Annotated in this window: 8 protein-coding genes; 6 read left to right on the top strand and 2 right to left on the bottom strand. The window is 40.6% G+C overall.

Features of this window, described 5'->3' with window-relative positions; translation table 11 throughout:
- The first annotated feature begins 256 nt into the window (after window positions 1–256).
- Window positions 257–1,741: a TonB-dependent receptor plug domain-containing protein gene (locus tag QH73_RS06775; protein WP_052290062.1), complete on the top strand. Its 1,485-nt coding sequence runs from the start codon at window positions 257–259 to the stop codon at window positions 1,739–1,741.
- A 60-nt stretch (window positions 1,742–1,801) separates the two neighbouring features.
- Here the strand turns inward: QH73_RS06775 and QH73_RS06770 are convergent, their stop codons facing one another.
- Both QH73_RS06770 and QH73_RS06765 read right to left on the bottom strand, forming a co-directional pair.
- The gene (locus tag QH73_RS06770; RefSeq protein ID WP_039715717.1) at window positions 1,802–2,611 is read right to left on the bottom strand and encodes a 4'-phosphopantetheinyl transferase family protein; all 810 of its coding nucleotides are present in this window, start codon (window positions 2,609–2,611) and stop codon (window positions 1,802–1,804) included.
- Window positions 2,608–4,986, bottom strand: coding sequence for a putative bifunctional diguanylate cyclase/phosphodiesterase (locus QH73_RS06765; protein WP_039715716.1), 2,379 nt, complete (start codon window positions 4,984–4,986; stop codon window positions 2,608–2,610). The genes QH73_RS06770 and QH73_RS06765 overlap by 4 nt, the downstream gene beginning before the upstream one ends.
- Window positions 4,987–5,685: 699 nt before the next feature.
- Here QH73_RS06765 and QH73_RS06760 point away from each other — a divergent pair.
- The 5 genes from QH73_RS06760 to trpD all read left to right on the top strand — a co-directional run bounded on the left by QH73_RS06760 (window position 5,686) and on the right by trpD (window position 16,136).
- Window positions 5,686–7,515 (top strand): ATP-binding protein, encoded by a 1,830-nt coding sequence (locus QH73_RS06760; protein ID WP_039715715.1) that lies wholly within the window; start codon window positions 5,686–5,688, stop codon window positions 7,513–7,515.
- A gap of 84 nt (window positions 7,516–7,599) precedes the next feature.
- Window positions 7,600–10,605, top strand: a complete 3,006-nt coding sequence (locus QH73_RS06755) for an amino acid adenylation domain-containing protein (protein ID WP_052290061.1) — start codon at window positions 7,600–7,602, stop codon at window positions 10,603–10,605.
- 493 nt (window positions 10,606–11,098) lie between these two features.
- Window positions 11,099–14,377, top strand: coding sequence for an ATP-binding protein (locus tag QH73_RS28075; protein ID WP_063777337.1), 3,279 nt, complete (start codon window positions 11,099–11,101; stop codon window positions 14,375–14,377).
- A 119-nt stretch (window positions 14,378–14,496) separates the two neighbouring features.
- Complete coding sequence (locus tag QH73_RS06745) at window positions 14,497–14,874, top strand: response regulator transcription factor (RefSeq protein WP_039717487.1); 378 nt, start codon at window positions 14,497–14,499, stop codon at window positions 14,872–14,874.
- A gap of 176 nt (window positions 14,875–15,050) precedes the next feature.
- Window positions 15,051–16,136, top strand: a complete 1,086-nt coding sequence (trpD, locus tag QH73_RS06740; protein ID WP_039717486.1) for an anthranilate phosphoribosyltransferase — start codon at window positions 15,051–15,053, stop codon at window positions 16,134–16,136.
- Window positions 16,137–16,287: the final 151 nt, after the last annotated feature.

Genomic DNA, 16,287 nt, shown 5'->3' with positions numbered 1-16,287 from the left:
TAATGCATTTAAACCCGATCGCAAATTGCGATCGGTTTTAGACTTTTAAATTGCCCAATCTTGAATTTTTGTATAAAAAAACACTTGTTTTCGCAGCAGTTGTGAAATACTTAAAACTTAATGCTAGTAAATCGCATTAACAATGACAAACTTTTCTAGTTGAAGATAGATTGAAAACTCAGTAATTCAGCCTGTAGCTTGCGCTTGAGCTGTATCGAATTACTGTAGCTTTGCGTGAGGACATAGTGTGAATAAAATGCATTTGGTCAGTTGTGTGGGACTGACTGGAATTGTTGTGACTATTGCAGCACAGCCAGTAAGGGCTGATATAGTCAAGGTAACTGCTGTAGAAATTCAGCCGACAGCATCAGGAGCAGAGATTGTCTTAAAAACGACAGATGACGAGTCGCCGCAAGTTTTCACATCTAGTTTTGGCAAAACTTTTGTTGCTAATCTTGTCAATACTCAATTACAAATTTCAGATAGAAATAATTTACGACAAATAAACCCCGTAAAGGGAATTGCAGCCGTGACAGTCAGCGAGACTGGAGCTAATAGTCTCCGTATTGTTGTGACTGGCGAGACAGAATTACCGAAAGTACAGGTACGACAAAGCCAAAAGGGTTTGGTTTTGAGTGCAACGACATTTACAACAACTGCGGCTCAACCGCCAGCAACGGCAACTCCTCCAGCAGCAGAAACTCCAGCTCAACCGCCAAAACCAGAAGTTACCCCAAATGCAGCACAACCAGAGACACCAGCGGAAGGGGAAGAACAGGAAATAGTCGTTTCAGCCACTCAGACAGAAGAACAGATCGAAGATGTACCTCGTAGCGTAACGGTGATTAACCGCGAACAAATTGAAAAACAAACAGCGAATAGTAGAGATTTGGGCGAGATCCTCAGCAAACTCGTTCCTGATCTAACACCACCCAGACAGCAGTACTACGCGCCAACATTGCGGGGACGCAATCCATTAGTTTTGATTGATGGCGTGCCTGTAAGTAGTAACTTTACTACAGGCTTTGGTAGAGACTTAAGAACGATCGACCCAGGAGCGCTCGAACGAATTGAAGTGGTGCGGGGTCCTTCTGCGATTTACGGTGAAGGGGCAAGTGGTGGGGTGATTAACTTCATTACTCGCAGACCGCAAGAGGAATTTACTTCTACTACTGAAATTGGGACTAATTTTTCTACCACGCATCCATCAGATAGTTTTGGCTACAACTTTCAGCAGGGAATTTCTGGTGCTGAGGGCAATGTTGATTACATCCTCAATCTTGGCTTGACAACCACTGGTGATTGGTTTGATGCTGAGGGCGATCGCATTCCGATTTTCGACTCCGATGCTAGCAACAGCACTACTATCAATGCTTTAGGGAAAGTCGGGATAGATATAACTGACGAGCAACGCTTGCAATTTACATTTAATCGTTTCAATGATACGCAGAGCTACAGAGCTGTTCCAGATCCGGCTATATTCGACATCCCAGGCACTCAGAAAGCCCGCGCTCTCAATGTGGGTGAATTAGATTTTATTGATACGCCAGTCCTCGGATCTTTTACGCCTTTGCACTACGGCACGTTTTGGGGACTACCCAGCCGGATTCTTTACGTATTTGTCGGACTTGCACCCCTAATTCTGTTTGTTACTGGCTTCGTCATGTGGCGCTACCGTTATCGAGGCAAAAAAATTGCAGATCGAATAGATATTGCGAGAGAACCAGTACAACGACATTAATGCATATTTGGGGCGATCGCCGAAATCTAGTTGAAAATTAACAGCAAGAATCTTAGAATTCTACGACTGGCTGTCTCCATAAACTTGACAATGCCAGTCAAAGCTTGCATCTTCACAAAGAGGCAGAATGACATCTCTGTCTTTAACCTGCAATCCTTGCCACTGCCAGCATTTCACCTTCCAGTCATGTCCCTCAATTGCCATAGCTGCAACATAGTCGGAAGCTGGGATAAACGACTGAAGCAACCATCGCTCTGCGGCAGCGCGATCGCCGTTTATACTGAGTAGTTGGGCAGGTCGATCTGGCAGCAGTGAAACATCAAATTGGTTTAAAGGAAGTGACAACCCATCTCCCAGTGCTTTGAGGATAGCTTCTTTGCAAGTCCAACCGTGAAAAAAGGCTGCTGGCTGTTGGCTGGAAGGAAGGGCGAGAAAAGTTGCGCGTTCTCTAGGTGAAAAGAATTGAGCAACGATTTGCTCTAATCCAGGTATATGGCGGATGTATTCTAAGTCAATCCCAATTTGGCGATCGCGCGTAAAAGCATACAAAGCTAAGTCTTGGGAATGAGATAAATTAAAATGCAGTAAGTCACACGTCTTCAATGCTGGTTTACCATGACTGCCGTAACAAAACTGTAATTGGTGTGGTTCAATATCCAAATAGTAACTAAGAATGCTTCTGAGTATGCCGCGACCGATAATAAAACGGTTTCTGTCTGTTTCAAAATGAAAGCGATTCGCTCGATCTAATTCATCAACAGATAAGGTTTTAACTAATTGCTGCAAATATGTTAAGTTTGAGCCGAGGCTAGCACGCCAAACGTGAATTTCGTTTTGTGGCAACACTAGGCTTTCAAAACGCCAAATCATATTGGTATTGTATCTACAACTATATTCTGCTCTTGTAACAATTTTGCTGCCATTTGGCTATCGACTGGTTTTGAGAAGAGATATCCTTGTCCGCTGCCGCAATTGAGTGCTTTGAGTTGAGCTAAATGTTTTAAGGTTTCTACTCCCTCAGCTACCACATCCATACCTAAATTAGCTGCAAGGGTGACAATAGTACGTACAATCTCAAATTGTTCGCTGTCGATATCAATCTTATTAATAAAAGAACGATCGATTTTCAAAGTATGAGTAGGAAAGCGATATAAATAGGCTAACGACGAGTAACCTGTACCAAAGTCATCGATCGAGAGTTGAATTCCCAGAGATTGTAACTGAAACAACATTGTGGTTGCTATTTCGGCATTATCCATAATCACGCTTTCTGTAATTTCCAGTTTTAAACTTTTTGCAGGTACGTCTGTTTCCCGTAGAATTTCAGTAATTTCTTCTACTAAATTAGTTTGAGTAAACTGCTTGGCAGAAAGATTGATACTCATGACTAACGATTGATATTCAGGAAATTGTATCTTCCAAGCACTCAACTGACGGCACGCTTCTCGTAGTACCCACCAGCCAATCGGAACGATCAAACCTGTTTCCTCTGCTACTGGAATAAATTCGGCTGGGGAAACTAATCCTCGCTGTGGATGTTGCCAGCGAATAAGTGCTTCAAAACCTGTAATCGCACTTGTTTTCAGCGAAACAATTGGCTGATAATATAATTGAAATTCTCGTCGTTCCAGTCCACGTCGCAAGTCAGTTTCTAATTGTAAGAGCGCAGCGGCTCGCGTGTGCATGGTCGTATTGAAGACTTCGTAGCGAGCTTTACCTGTAGCTTTAGCGCGATACATGGCTATATCTGCGTCGCGGAGTAGATCTTCTGGGCGTTCGTAATTAAAAGTACTGAGAGTAATGCCGATACTAGCACTAGTAAAAACTTCGTTCCCGCTGAGATTGAAAGAGCGAGTTAATTCTTCTTGTAGTCGATTGGCAATATTAGTAGCTACATTTTCATCCTTAATGTCTTCTAATAGAATGGTAAACTCATCGCCACCTAATCGAGCAACAGTGTCGCCAACTCGTAAATATTTTTCTAGACGACGGGCGATCGCAATGAGTAATTGATCGCCTACTGAATGACCTAAACTGTCGTTAATTAGCTTAAAGCGATCGAGATCGAAGAAAAGTACGGCAAATAAATAATTTCTCCGTCTTTTTGCTAGAGAAATTGCATGACTTAACCGATCCATAAATAAAACTCGGTTAGGCAATCCAGTTAATGCATCATGTAGGGCATCATGGAGTAACTGTTCTTCTGTAACTTTGCGGTTAGTAATATCAGATTGCATTCCTACTATGCGATATGCTTCTCCTGATACATCTCGTATAATAATTCCTCGGCTAAGCATCCAACGATAAGTTTTTCCCTTGCATAAAATCCGGTATTCGCTCTCAAACTTAGAATTTAGCTCGGAAAGATGATTGAGCATTTCCATTTTAATGCGTTCCACATCTCCAGGATGAATCCGACAAAACCACTCATCTAAAGAGTTCATCTCATTGTCTGAATAGTCCAGCATTGATTTCCATCGTGGAGAAAAGTAAATCGCATTAGTTTTTAAATTCCAATCCCAAATACCATCATTGGTAGCCTGCAAAGCCAGAACGTAGCGTTCTTCGCTCTCTCGTAGTAATGTTTCTCTTTGCTGACGAGCAGTCAAATCGATTTCAATCAAAATTGCAGTATTTTCTGGCGCAGATTTTTGCGCCACCATTAGCAAGTTACGAGTACAGGTATCAGTTTGAATCTCCAGTTCTCTATAAATGCTTTGTTCCCGTTGGGAAAAAAAATCTTGAATAAACTCAATAAAATGACAATCTGAATTATAAAAACTAACATGCTGCCCAATTAAGTCATCGGTACGCAAGCTTTGATTTTGAGCCAGATGTTGATTGACTGCAAGAATCTTTAATTCAGAATTAATCCAGTAAGCTGGTAGGGTAATGAGATCGAAAACGCTGCGTTCCTGTAATTTTTCTTGTCGCGATTGGAAAGCCCAATAAGCAAGCAGAACTGTAATACTAGCTAAAATAGATAACAAGCTGATTGCGAGCGCCTGACTGATAGCACCGTAGCGACTATGTGACAGAAGATAGAGTATGCAGCCAAAAGTCATCAAATTGCACGCTAGGAATAGTACGATTGCAACTTGTAAGGCTGTGAATTTCCGCGATATATTCACAGTACTAGCTGGATGAGACGGCAGTTTCAGTTGAGCGTCAAAGTTAGTGTAAGAGCAATGACAGCTAGGATCTATATTCGCAGGTAAGGACTGATTTAACTCTAACTTCTCCATAATCTTCTATAAAATTTGGCTATTCGATCTCAACTCGATAAATCGTACTAAGCAATTCTGTCTGACGAGCAAAGTGGTTCTAGAATATTCATAGTCAATATAATTTGACACAAACTAGAGTCAGAGTGTAATAGTAAACATCCTGAAACTTTCATTCCATGATAGAGAGACACTCTCCCCCAATGGAGTTTTCCTTTTGAGGTTTTCAACTAAAGTAAGTAGAAATTCGGTATTTAATCGCAATTTATTATACTGAAACTAGAGTTAGTAAGATTCTTTATTTTAGGCTCAGTATTTTCTCTAGTATTTTTTCTTAACCTGTTACAAAGATTAATTGGGCGATCGCTATTTAGATTCAATGCATTCCTCAATTTTAACTGCTGAGCTTCAGTAAATTTAGGGAATCTACAGATGTTATATACCTTTTAATTTAAAACAACTGTAAAATTGCCTAATTTTAGCGATTAAAAACCAATCTTCAAGCAAACAATTGATTTTAATAAAATTTTAATAAAGCAGTTGGCATTCAGCGATCGCTAGTGAAATAGTGGAGATGACCAACGAAATAATTCGCACCTGCATTGAGCGATATAATTTTGTCAAATCACTAAATCTGATAGCTATTAGTTGCTAGAACATTAGCACTTCCAGCTTAAAAAATAGTATAAACAAATAAAAAAACGCTAGAGATAAAAGCCAATGGTTTCAGTTAACTTTAAGAAAATAGCAACAAAAAAAGAAGTAGTTGCTCTGCTTGAGTATTTAAACCAGGCAACAGGTACAGCCATTCAAATTCACGATGCTGATGGCAAAAAAATAGTAGGTGCAGGTAGCGAAAATTTGACACATAGGTATCCAATCGAGTTTGCGGATCGTGTTGTTGGTTGGATTGCTGGTAGTGACAAAGCTATTGCTGTTGTCAACCTGATTTCTTACTTAATGAAACAGGAATTCGAGAAAAAGGCGCTGGCAAACGAGTTATTAGAGAAATATCGCGAGCTGACTTTGCTCCACGATATTACGACTCAGATTACTGCTAGCTTAGAATTAAAAGAAGTTGCCCAACTGGTCATTGAGGGTGTTGGGAAACTGATTGAAGCAACAGGTGGCTCGATTTTACTCCTGAATCAAAAAACGGGAGAGTTAGAATCGCTATCATCTATTGGTCAAGCTTTTCCATCTCAAGAATCTTTGAAGTTAGGCGGCGGACTTATTGGTCAAATTGCCCACACAGGTAAAGGCGAGATCGTCAATGATATTACTGCCGATCCTAGATTTTGCGAGTATCAAGGTCCGATCAAATCTTTAATTTGCGTCCCGCTAAAGACGAAAGAACAAATGAATGGGGTGATCTTTTTTTGGAGCCAAGAAGAAGTAGATGAATTGAGCGAGAGAACTGCGATCTCTTACAATTCTGAAGACTTAAAAATTCTGACGATGTTTGCTTTCCACGCAGCAGTAGCAATTGAGAAAGCTCTCCTGTACGAACAAAGTTGTATTTCTGCAACCGTTGCTCAAGCCCAAGCTCAACAGTTACAGCAAGCTTTATATGAATTGCAGCATACCCAAGCTCATCTAATTCAGAGTGAGAAAATGTCTAGTTTGGGACAGCTAGTAGCAGGAATTGCTCATGAGATCGATAGTCCCGTGAACTTCATTCATGGCAATCTTGCTTATGTAAGTAATTATACTCAAAATTTATTGAACTTGCTCGAACTTCATCAAAACTATCATCCTAGCGATTGCGATCGAATTCAAGAGTTGATGGCGAACATTGACTTAGAGTTTCTCTTAGAGGATTTACCAAAAACACTAAACTCAATGAAAGTAGATGTAGGGCGGATTCGCAAAATTGCTCTGTCGCTGCGTAACTTCTCTCGCTCTGATGAGTCAGAAATGAAGCCAATAGATATTAATGAAGGAATTGATAGTACTCTGCTGATTTTAGATAGTCGTCTCAAAGCAATCAGCAAGCATTCTGGAATTCGGATTGTTAAAGAATATGGTAAATTGCCTTTGATTGAGTGTTATTCCAGTCAAATTAATCAAGCGTTTATGAGTATTCTTGCTAACGCAATCGATGCTTTGGAAAATCAGAGCGAAGCTGGAATCATTACCATTCGTACAGAAGTTATGGAAGTCGAAAATGAAAGTTCTCTAGCTTTAGGAATGTGGCAACCAGAAGACAAGTTTCCTACTCCTTCTAGTTTTTCCTTCTCTAGCCCCCACGTTGTTATTCGCATCCAAGATAATGGCGCTGGAATTGGCGAGGCAGTTCGCGATCGGATATTCGAGCCTTTCTTTACAACGAAAACGGCTGGTAATGGCGCTGGTTTAGGTCTTTCTATCAGTCACCAAATTGTGGAGAAGCACGGAGGGGTTTTAAAGTGTTTTTCCGAACTAGGACAGGGAGCCACATTCTGGATTCAAATTCCAATTAAGCAAACAATGATGTTGCAACCTATATTCAATCCAGCAAATGGGAACAAAGTATTTAATTCAGAATTATCGTTAGCTGGCATCATTTAGAGGTAGCTCTCCTATATTTTTTCAATATTCTCAAACTTATTGTTATCTATCTTCAGTCTTCCATCTAAAGTCGTAGGTAAATCAATGCAGAATCAGACTCAAATCAATTCTATTCATCAGTTAGTTGAGCTTCAAGTTTCAAAAACTCCTGATGCCGTAGCAGTTGTTTTTGAAGACCAACATCTGACCTATCGAGAATTAAATGAAAGAGCAAATCAACTAGCACATTACCTACAAACCCTGGGAGTTAAGCCAGAAGTTTTAGTAGGAATTTGCGTCGATCGCTCTTTAGAGATGATTGTCGGGCTTCTAGGCATTCTCAAAGCTGGTGGAGCGTACGTACCTCTCGATCCGAGTTATCCACAAGAGCGCCTAAGCTTTATTATTCAGGACACTCAATTACCTGTCTTACTGACTCAGCATCGCTTGCGAGAGATCGTACCCACTCATCAGGTACAAATTATCTGTATTGACAACTGGCAGGCGATCGCAGGACAGCCAGCAGACGATCCCAGTCGTGAAGTACAACCTCAAAATCTTGCATACGTCATCTATACATCGGGTTCTACTGGTCAACCGAAAGGAGTAGCGATCGAGCATCGTAACACCATTGCATTTATCAACTGGGCAGAAGAATTTTTTACAACCGAGCAATTAGCCGGTGTTCTGGCTTCTACTTCCTTATGCTTCGATCTATCTATCTTTGAAATATTTGTCACCTTAAGCTGTGGTGGCAAGGTAATTGTGGCACAAAATGCATTACACCTACCTAATTTACCTGCTGCCAATGAGGTAACGCTGATTAATACTGTTCCTTCTGCGATCGCTGAATTGTTCAGAATGAAGGGTATTCCTACCTCAGTTCAGACAGTGAACCTAGCGGGAGAACCTTTGCAGAGTACACTCGTACAGCAGCTTTACCAGCTAGACCATATTCAACAAGTTTTCAATCTTTACGGTCCCACAGAAGATACAACCTATTCTACTGTTGCTTTGATGGAAAAGGGAACGAGTGAGATACCATCCATTGGTCGTCCCATTTCTCAAACCCAAATCTACTTGTTAGATGCTCACCTGAATCCTGTACTAACTGGAGCTGAAGGTGAACTTTATATCAGTGGAGCAGGTCTAGCTAGAGGGTATCTTAATCGCCCAGAACTTACATCTGAAAAGTTTATCTCGAACCCCTTCAGTCAACAGCCAGAGCAAGCTCGACTTTACAAAACGGGCGACCTTGCTGCTTATATGCCTAACGGAGAGTTAAAAGTCTTCGGTCGCATCGATCATCAAGTGAAAATTCGCGGCTTTCGTGTGGAACTAGGAGAGATCGAAGCGCTCTTAAATAAATCCCTTGGAATACAGCAAGCGGTAGTTGTTGCCCGTGATGACAACATGGGTAATAAGCGATTGGTTGCCTATATAGTTCCTAAATCTTCTACAAAAGTAGCGTTACAACAAGTGACCGCAAGAATTCTCAGGAGCCTTCTGAAACAGAAGTTACCTGAATATATGGTTCCTTCTGCCTTTGTTCAACTTGATGAATTACCGTTGACTCTGAACGGCAAAATTGACCGTCGTGCCTTACCCGTTCCACAGTGGACTCGGATGGAAGCAGGGGCTTACGTTGCTCCTCACTCTCCTGTAGAAATTCAACTAGCTGAGATTTGGAATCGATTACTAGAAGTAGAGCAAATTGGCACTTATGATAGTTTCTACGAATTAGGAGGAAACTCATTACTGGCAATTCAACTTGTCTATCAAACTAATGAAGCATTTCAGATTGAGCTACTACTAAGTAAATTTCTAGAAAATCCAACAATTGCTGGGTTAGCACAGACTATAGATGCTTTACGTGGAGCTGAAATCTCTACTAATAAAACTAATAATCTAACAGTGGAAGTAGAGCTAGACCCTACAATCTATCCTGAAAACACCCTAGTCGAACCTGTTCTTGAATTATTCTTAACAGGCGCTACGGGATTTTTAGGTGCTTTTTTACTTGCGGAATTGCTTGAGCAATCTCGTTCAGATGTTTATTGTTTAGTACGAGCATCCAGTATAGAGGAAGGAAAAGCAAGGCTCCACAACACTCTAAAACGATATCAACTCTGGAATGAAGATTTTAGTGCCAGAATTGTTCCTATATTGGGAGATCTCAGTCAACCTAGCTTAGGAATAGAAGCAGGACAATTTTTAAGATTGGCAGAAAAAATTGATATCATTTATCACTGTGGCGCATGGGTAAATATGATTTACCCATACTCCGCCCTAGCTGCTAGTAATGTCATTGGTACGCAAGAAGTTTTACGCTTAGCTAGTCAGACTAAAATCAAGCCCGTACACTTTATCTCTACAGTAGATGTTTTCTCTACAGCTAACGAAGCTGAAATCAGAGTAGTAGGAGAACGGGATGCTACTGGTCCCTTCTCAAGTCTCTACAACGGCTATGCACAAAGTAAATATATTGCTGAGAAATTGGTGATGACAGCCCATTCTAGAGGTCTACCCGTCTCAATTTATAGACCTAGCAACATCATGGGACACAGCCAAACAGGTATATGTCAGAATAATGGTTTTGTTGCCAGAATGGTTAAAGGTTGCATTCAAATGGGTATTGCTCCTGAGTTGAAAGCAGTGCTAAACCTAGTACCAGTAGACTTTGTAAGTCAGTCAATCTACCATTTGTCTCGTCGCCAATCATCATTTGGTAAAGCTTTTCAAGTCGTCAATCCTGTATCCTTAGAGTGGGAACAGCTAGTTAATTGGATTAATAGGCAGGGGTATCCTCTCGAAATCGTTGCTTATGAAACTTGGTATTCTCAATTACTCAAGCAGAGACAGAATCGAACTTCAGAGAATGCATTGACTCCTTTGACGGCTCTTTTTGTCAATCAGCAGTTTATTCAACAATCCTTAGGATCGTTTTACTTTGAACTGGAGGATTCTCTAGATAAGCTTGCTGTTAATTCCATTGTCTGTCCTCCTGTAAATGACGACTTACTGAATTCCTACTTCTCGTATTTCACAAAATGTGGATTCCTTAATCCATCCTATTCTGAGAGTCAGATGAGAGACTTAGTACTTCAGTAAACTAGGTAATTTTGCGGTTAACGCCAGACTGTAAAAGCAATTGCAAATCACGGAGCTATTACTAGCTCCGTGTTATTTTTATTGTATTAAAAAATTTTATGGATTTAAAAGATGGTTGATTTGCCGCTACAGTTGGATTGCTAGTGCAATAACTCTGTCAGGGGTACTGTTACCACGTTTCTAGAGCATGCCACACATATCAGTAATTTAGGTTGATTTACTGATGACACAAAAGGAAATCCTAAAACACCTTTTATTGTTGTTAAACTTCCCGTCGGTGTGAAGTTTTAGCCGGAAATGGGAACTATATTATCGAGCGATAAAGCAATTTCTGATTGCTACAAACTCAGGTAGGCACATTGAAATAGCACAGCATTCTGACTTTGTGTCTGTGCCGTTTGCCAGCTTGAGCTTTGATAGTGGCTTTCAATTCAGATCCTTACCACTATCAAACCTATATTTCGCTGGTAACTAAGCGCTCTAGGATGTTGAAATGAACAAAAATTGGCTCAACGGGTTGAAAGTTAGAACTAACACACCTCCGGATGATAATATTGCTCAAAGCAAATCTGGCAGTACGTTAACGCAACAGGCTTTGATTAAGTTATCACTGAGTCTTGGACTAGTGATTGTTGCATCCACTGGAATCGGCTATTTTCAACTCGTTTCTAGTTTTACTGCTGAAACTTTAAGTCAAGTAGAGAAGTACGTTCAACTCAGAGCGCAACGAGAAAGAGCTATTTTTTCTCTAGCTCAAGACAATCAAGCCATTCTTAAACAAGCGATACTACAACAACTCAAAGCAAAGGGCGATCGAGATTTTGCAAAAGAATTCGAGCAACGATTTGTCAAAATGCCCGATGCTACTATTCGTAACCGTCCTCAAGGCTTTGACTTCCAAAAATCTTCAGGAGTCTTTTTGGGTAATAATGTCGTTCTGAATGCCGATATACAGCAGCGAGTTGTTACCTATTTCGAGCTGCTCAATGCTTATGGTCCAGCATGGAGTAACCGCTTTGTAAACACATATATACAAATTCCAGAAAATGGAATTTCTATTTATATGCCGACTTATCCTTGGGTACAGAATGCACCTTCAGATAAATCTTTTCGAGTCACTGCCGATGAATCTTTTTATATCACAGATAAAGTCCACAACCCAGAACGAAAAACTACCTGGACGGGAATCTACTACGATAAAGTAGCACAAGCTTGGATGGCTTCATGCGTGACTCCGGTAGATTTAGATGGCAAGCATATTGCGACAATCGGTCATGATATGTTGATTGATGAGTTGCGCGATCGCACGATCAACGACCATCTCAAAGGTACGTATAATATGATTTTTCGACAAGATGGACGTTTAGTAGCTCATCCTGAACTAACAAACAAGATTCAACAAGCTGAAGGCAAATTTGAAGTTGCGCAGTCGAACGATCCTCATTTACGTCGCATATTTAACTTAGTGACGCAAAAACAGAACGAAAACAAAATAATAATTGACAATCCACAAGATAGCGAGTATTTAGCAGTCATTAAGATTGATGAACCAAATTGGTATTTGATTACGGTATTTCCTAAATCGTTACTAACGCAACGAGCATTTGAAGCAGCCAGAGTCATTTTATTTTTAGGACTATCCTCACTGCTAGTTGAAATTATTATCGTGTTTTTGATTTTTCAACGACAGATTTCTGTTCCCCTTACCAAATTCATGCAGGCAACAGAAAGTATTGCTGCTGGCAATCTTGATATTGAACTAGACGTAACTAGAAAAGATGAATTAGGTCGTCTAGCTTATTTATTCAACAAGATGGCACAACAGTTGCGAGAGTCTTTTTCTGTGTTAGCAAAGACTAACGAACAATTAGAACTGCGAGTTCAAGAGCGCACGGCTTATTTAACTGCCGTGATCGATAACTTAGCAGATGGATTATTGGTCGTCGATTTAAATGGTAAGATTGCTCGTGTCAATCCAGCTCTGTTTGCTCTATTTGGAATTGAACAGACAGATTTAACTGGTCGTGATTGTCAAGTTATATTTAATCGTAAGATTGTCGAGTTAGTAGAAAAAACTCGTAGAAATCTCAAAAAAGTTTTCGTTGCAGAAATAGAATTATCGAGTGGTTGTACTGGAAAAGCAGTTGCAACTGCAATCGTGAAAGATGTCGATTATACAGGCAAGCAAGATGGAAAAGATCGGTGTATTGGCTCAGTTCTATTAATTCGAGACATCACGTCAGAGAAAGAGGTGGATCAGATGAAGACTGATTTCATTTCTACAGTGTCTCACGAACTCAGAACGCCTCTAACATCAGTACTTGGTTTCGCCAAAATCATTAAGAAAAAGCTAGAAGAGGTTGTCTTTCCCGTCATCCCCACAGATGATAAAAAAGTACAACGCAATGTCAGACAAATAGCTGATAATCTTGACATTATCGTATCAGAAGGTGGCAGACTGACGGATTTGATTAATGATGTACTGGATATTGCCAAGATGGAGGCGGGTAAGATTGAGTGGAAGATGGCTCCCCTACAAATTAATGAAGTTATAGATAGAGCGATCGCAGCTACCTCTGCTCTCTTTCACCAAAAAAATCTTGAATTAATTCGAGATGTCAAAACCGAACTACCAGAGATTATAGGCGATCGCGATCGCTTAATTCAAGTAATCATTAACCTAATTTCTAACTCTGTCAAATTTACCGATACTGGCTCGATTACTTGCAGAGTCAAAACTAATGAAACTCAAATTCATATTAGTATTATCGATACAGGTATAGGTATTGCTGAAGCCGATTTAGACAAAGTATTTGAGAAATTCAAGCAAGTGGGCGATACCCTCACTGATAAACCCAAAGGCACGGGTTTAGGATTACCAATTTGCAAACAGATTGTCGAACATCACGGAGGTAAAATATGGGTTGAAAGTACTTTAGGCACGGGTAGTAAATTTTCCTTTACCTTACCCATCATGATTTCTTGTGACTTAAAACCAAGAACTTTTGATGTCGATACTCTCGTCAAGCAGTTGCGAGAACATGTAGTCATGAAATCTGCTAATTCTAGAACGACTAAAAAAACAATTTTAGTTGTAGATGACGATGCCAATATTCGTCAGTTGTTACGGCAGCAGTTAGAAACTGAAGGATACAATATTATTGAAGCTAAAGATGGCATAGAAGCGATCGCCTTTGTCAAAAAATCTGCTCCCGATCTCATTATTCTAGATGTCATGATGCCAGAGATGAGCGGTTTCGATGTAGCCGCTGTTCTCAAAAACGATCCCAAAACTATGAATATTCCCATTATTATTCTATCTATTGTAGAAGATAGAGAGCGGGGCTATCGTTTGGGAATTGAACGTTACTTAATGAAGCCAATTGAGACAGATACTTTATTGCATGAAATTGGCACATTAACGACTCAAGCTAATTCTAGTAAAAAAGTTTTAGTAGTTGATGAAGATGTGTCTACTGTAAAAACTTTAGCTGAAGTTTTACAAGCTAAAGGTTACAGTGTAGTTGAAGCTATTGATGCTCAAGAATTGCGGGAAAAAGCAGTGTCGGTTCAACCATACATGATTATTGCTAACGCTAACTTCTGGGAGCGCTCCGAAGTTATTAAAACATTACGTTTTGAAAAAGGTTTAGAAAATGTTTTCTTTATCTTACTGGCAGACCGTAAGGATGGCGATCGTTCTGAAACATTAACTACACAAAATGAGATTTTACTACCAGGAGCTTTCATCAAAAATAAAAAACTCATATAAAGTTTTACCCAATGATATAAATTGTAGGTTAGGATAGCTATGCCATAAACGGCACGCGATCGCACCAAAATTTTCAGCTCAAATTTTGCTGACCGAGATTTAAGTATATGGGTAAAGATATGAATTTAAAAATTTTAATTGTCGATGACGAACCTCACGTCAGACTTTTGATGGAACAAACATTAGAAGAATTGGAAGATGAAGGGGTAGAACTACTATTTGCAGATAATGGTGAAGTTGCACTCAATCTTATTAAAAACGAGCGACCTCAGCTCGTATTTTTAGACGTGATGATGCCAAAAATGAATGGTTTTGATGTATGTAATACTGTAAAAAATCAATTGAATATTTCCGATGTTTACATAATTATGTTGACGGCTAAAGGTCAGGAATTCGACCGACAAAAAAGTATAGAGGTTGGAGCTGACATGTATACTACCAAACCGTTCGATCCTGATGAGATTACGGAGAAAGCCAGAGAAGTTTTGGCTTTGTAAAAACCTGAGTATTGCATTCCGTTCCCAAGAATCAGGCTGGCGAATAGTTAAGGCGATCGCTGCCATACATCACAACTCATAGTAAATGGCAGTCTAGTACGATTTTTGAAAGACAAGTCCGATCGAGTAGAGCCTTTTGCGGTAGTATGCTTCTAACTGCAAAAATTGTCCTGACAATGACCTCTACATCAGCCATCGATCTCAGCAATAGTTCTCTCCCAGAAGCTTCAAATACCTGGGCAACGCAATTACTTCAGCAATTACTGGATCGTCAATCTTTGTCTGGCGCGCAAGCAGCGCAACTCATGCAGGCATGGCTCAACGAAGGCATTCCACCTGTCTTGTCTGGAGCAATATTAGCAGCAATTCAGGCTAAAGGTGTATCAGCCGAAGAACTGGCTGGTATGGCTCAAGTTTTACAATCTGTGCGGGCGCACAGCACGAGCGCACAGCTATGCGCCCCTACACCATTAATTGACACCTGCGGTACTGGTGGAGATGGAGCTGCAACCTTTAATATATCTACTGCGGTTGCCTTTGTTGCAGCAGCGGCGGGAGTACCAGTAGCTAAACATGGGAATCGCTCTGCTTCTAGTCGAGTCGGTTCTGCGGACGTGTTGGAAGCACTAGGAGTCAATCTCAACGCTGCCGCAGACAGAATACAAGTAGCCGTTGCAGAAGTGGGCATTACATTTTTATTTGCCCCTGGGTGGCATCCCGCTATGAAGGCTGTTGCCCCGTTACGCAAAACGCTGAAAGTACGGACGATATTTAATCTATTAGGACCGCTAGTCAACCCTTTGCGCCCAACAGGACAAGTCATTGGAGTTTGTGAATCAAACTTACCACTAACTATCGCTCATGCCTTACAGCAGTTAGGGACAAAACAGGCAATTGTGCTGCACGGACGGGAAAGGTTGGATGAAGCAGGTTTAGGTGATGCTACAGATTTAGCAGTGTTATCTCACGGACAGGTAGAGTTAACAACTATACATCCGCAGGAACTAGGCTTAGCACCCGCACCAACAGCAGCATTAAGGGGTGGAGACGTACAGGAAAATGCAGCAATTCTCACCGCTGTATTGCAAGGTAAGGGAACCCAAGCACAGCAAGATGTTGTCGCTTTAAATGCAGCGCTAGCACTGCAAGTAGGAGAAAAGATTCCTTTAGGTGAATATGCTGCTGGTATTAGCTTAGCTAAGGAAATTCTGCATAGTGGTGCTGCTTGGGCAAAGCTACAGCAACTCGTACAATTCCTGTAAATCAGTTGTCAGTTGTCAGTTATCAGTTATCAGTTGTCAGTTATCAGTGGCAAGAGGTTTTTGATTTGCGACTGCAAAAGAGCGACTTGCGACTTGTCTTTACCCTAACCGCCAGCTCTTAGTTGTTAGCGATCGCGCTACAGTAATGAGT

The sequence above is a fragment of the Scytonema millei VB511283 genome, assembly GCF_000817735.3.
Lineage (GTDB): Bacteria > Cyanobacteriota > Cyanobacteriia > Cyanobacteriales > Chroococcidiopsidaceae > Chroococcidiopsis > Chroococcidiopsis millei_B.
This window is presented reverse-complemented; position numbering and strand designations above follow the sequence as displayed.

Coding starts and splice junctions, on each gene's coding strand:
- QH73_RS06775 (WP_052290062.1), top strand. CDS start 257: ATGCATTTGGTCAGTTGTGTGGGACTGACTGGAATTGTTGTGACTATT.
- QH73_RS06770 (WP_039715717.1), bottom strand. CDS start 2,611: ATGATTTGGCGTTTTGAAAGCCTAGTGTTGCCACAAAACGAAATTCAC.
- QH73_RS06765 (WP_039715716.1), bottom strand. CDS start 4,986: ATGGAGAAGTTAGAGTTAAATCAGTCCTTACCTGCGAATATAGATCCT.
- QH73_RS06760 (WP_039715715.1), top strand. CDS start 5,686: ATGGTTTCAGTTAACTTTAAGAAAATAGCAACAAAAAAAGAAGTAGTT.
- QH73_RS06755 (WP_052290061.1), top strand. CDS start 7,600: ATGCAGAATCAGACTCAAATCAATTCTATTCATCAGTTAGTTGAGCTT.
- QH73_RS28075 (WP_063777337.1), top strand. CDS start 11,099: ATGAACAAAAATTGGCTCAACGGGTTGAAAGTTAGAACTAACACACCT.
- QH73_RS06745 (WP_039717487.1), top strand. CDS start 14,497: ATGAATTTAAAAATTTTAATTGTCGATGACGAACCTCACGTCAGACTT.
- trpD (WP_039717486.1), top strand. CDS start 15,051: ATGACCTCTACATCAGCCATCGATCTCAGCAATAGTTCTCTCCCAGAA.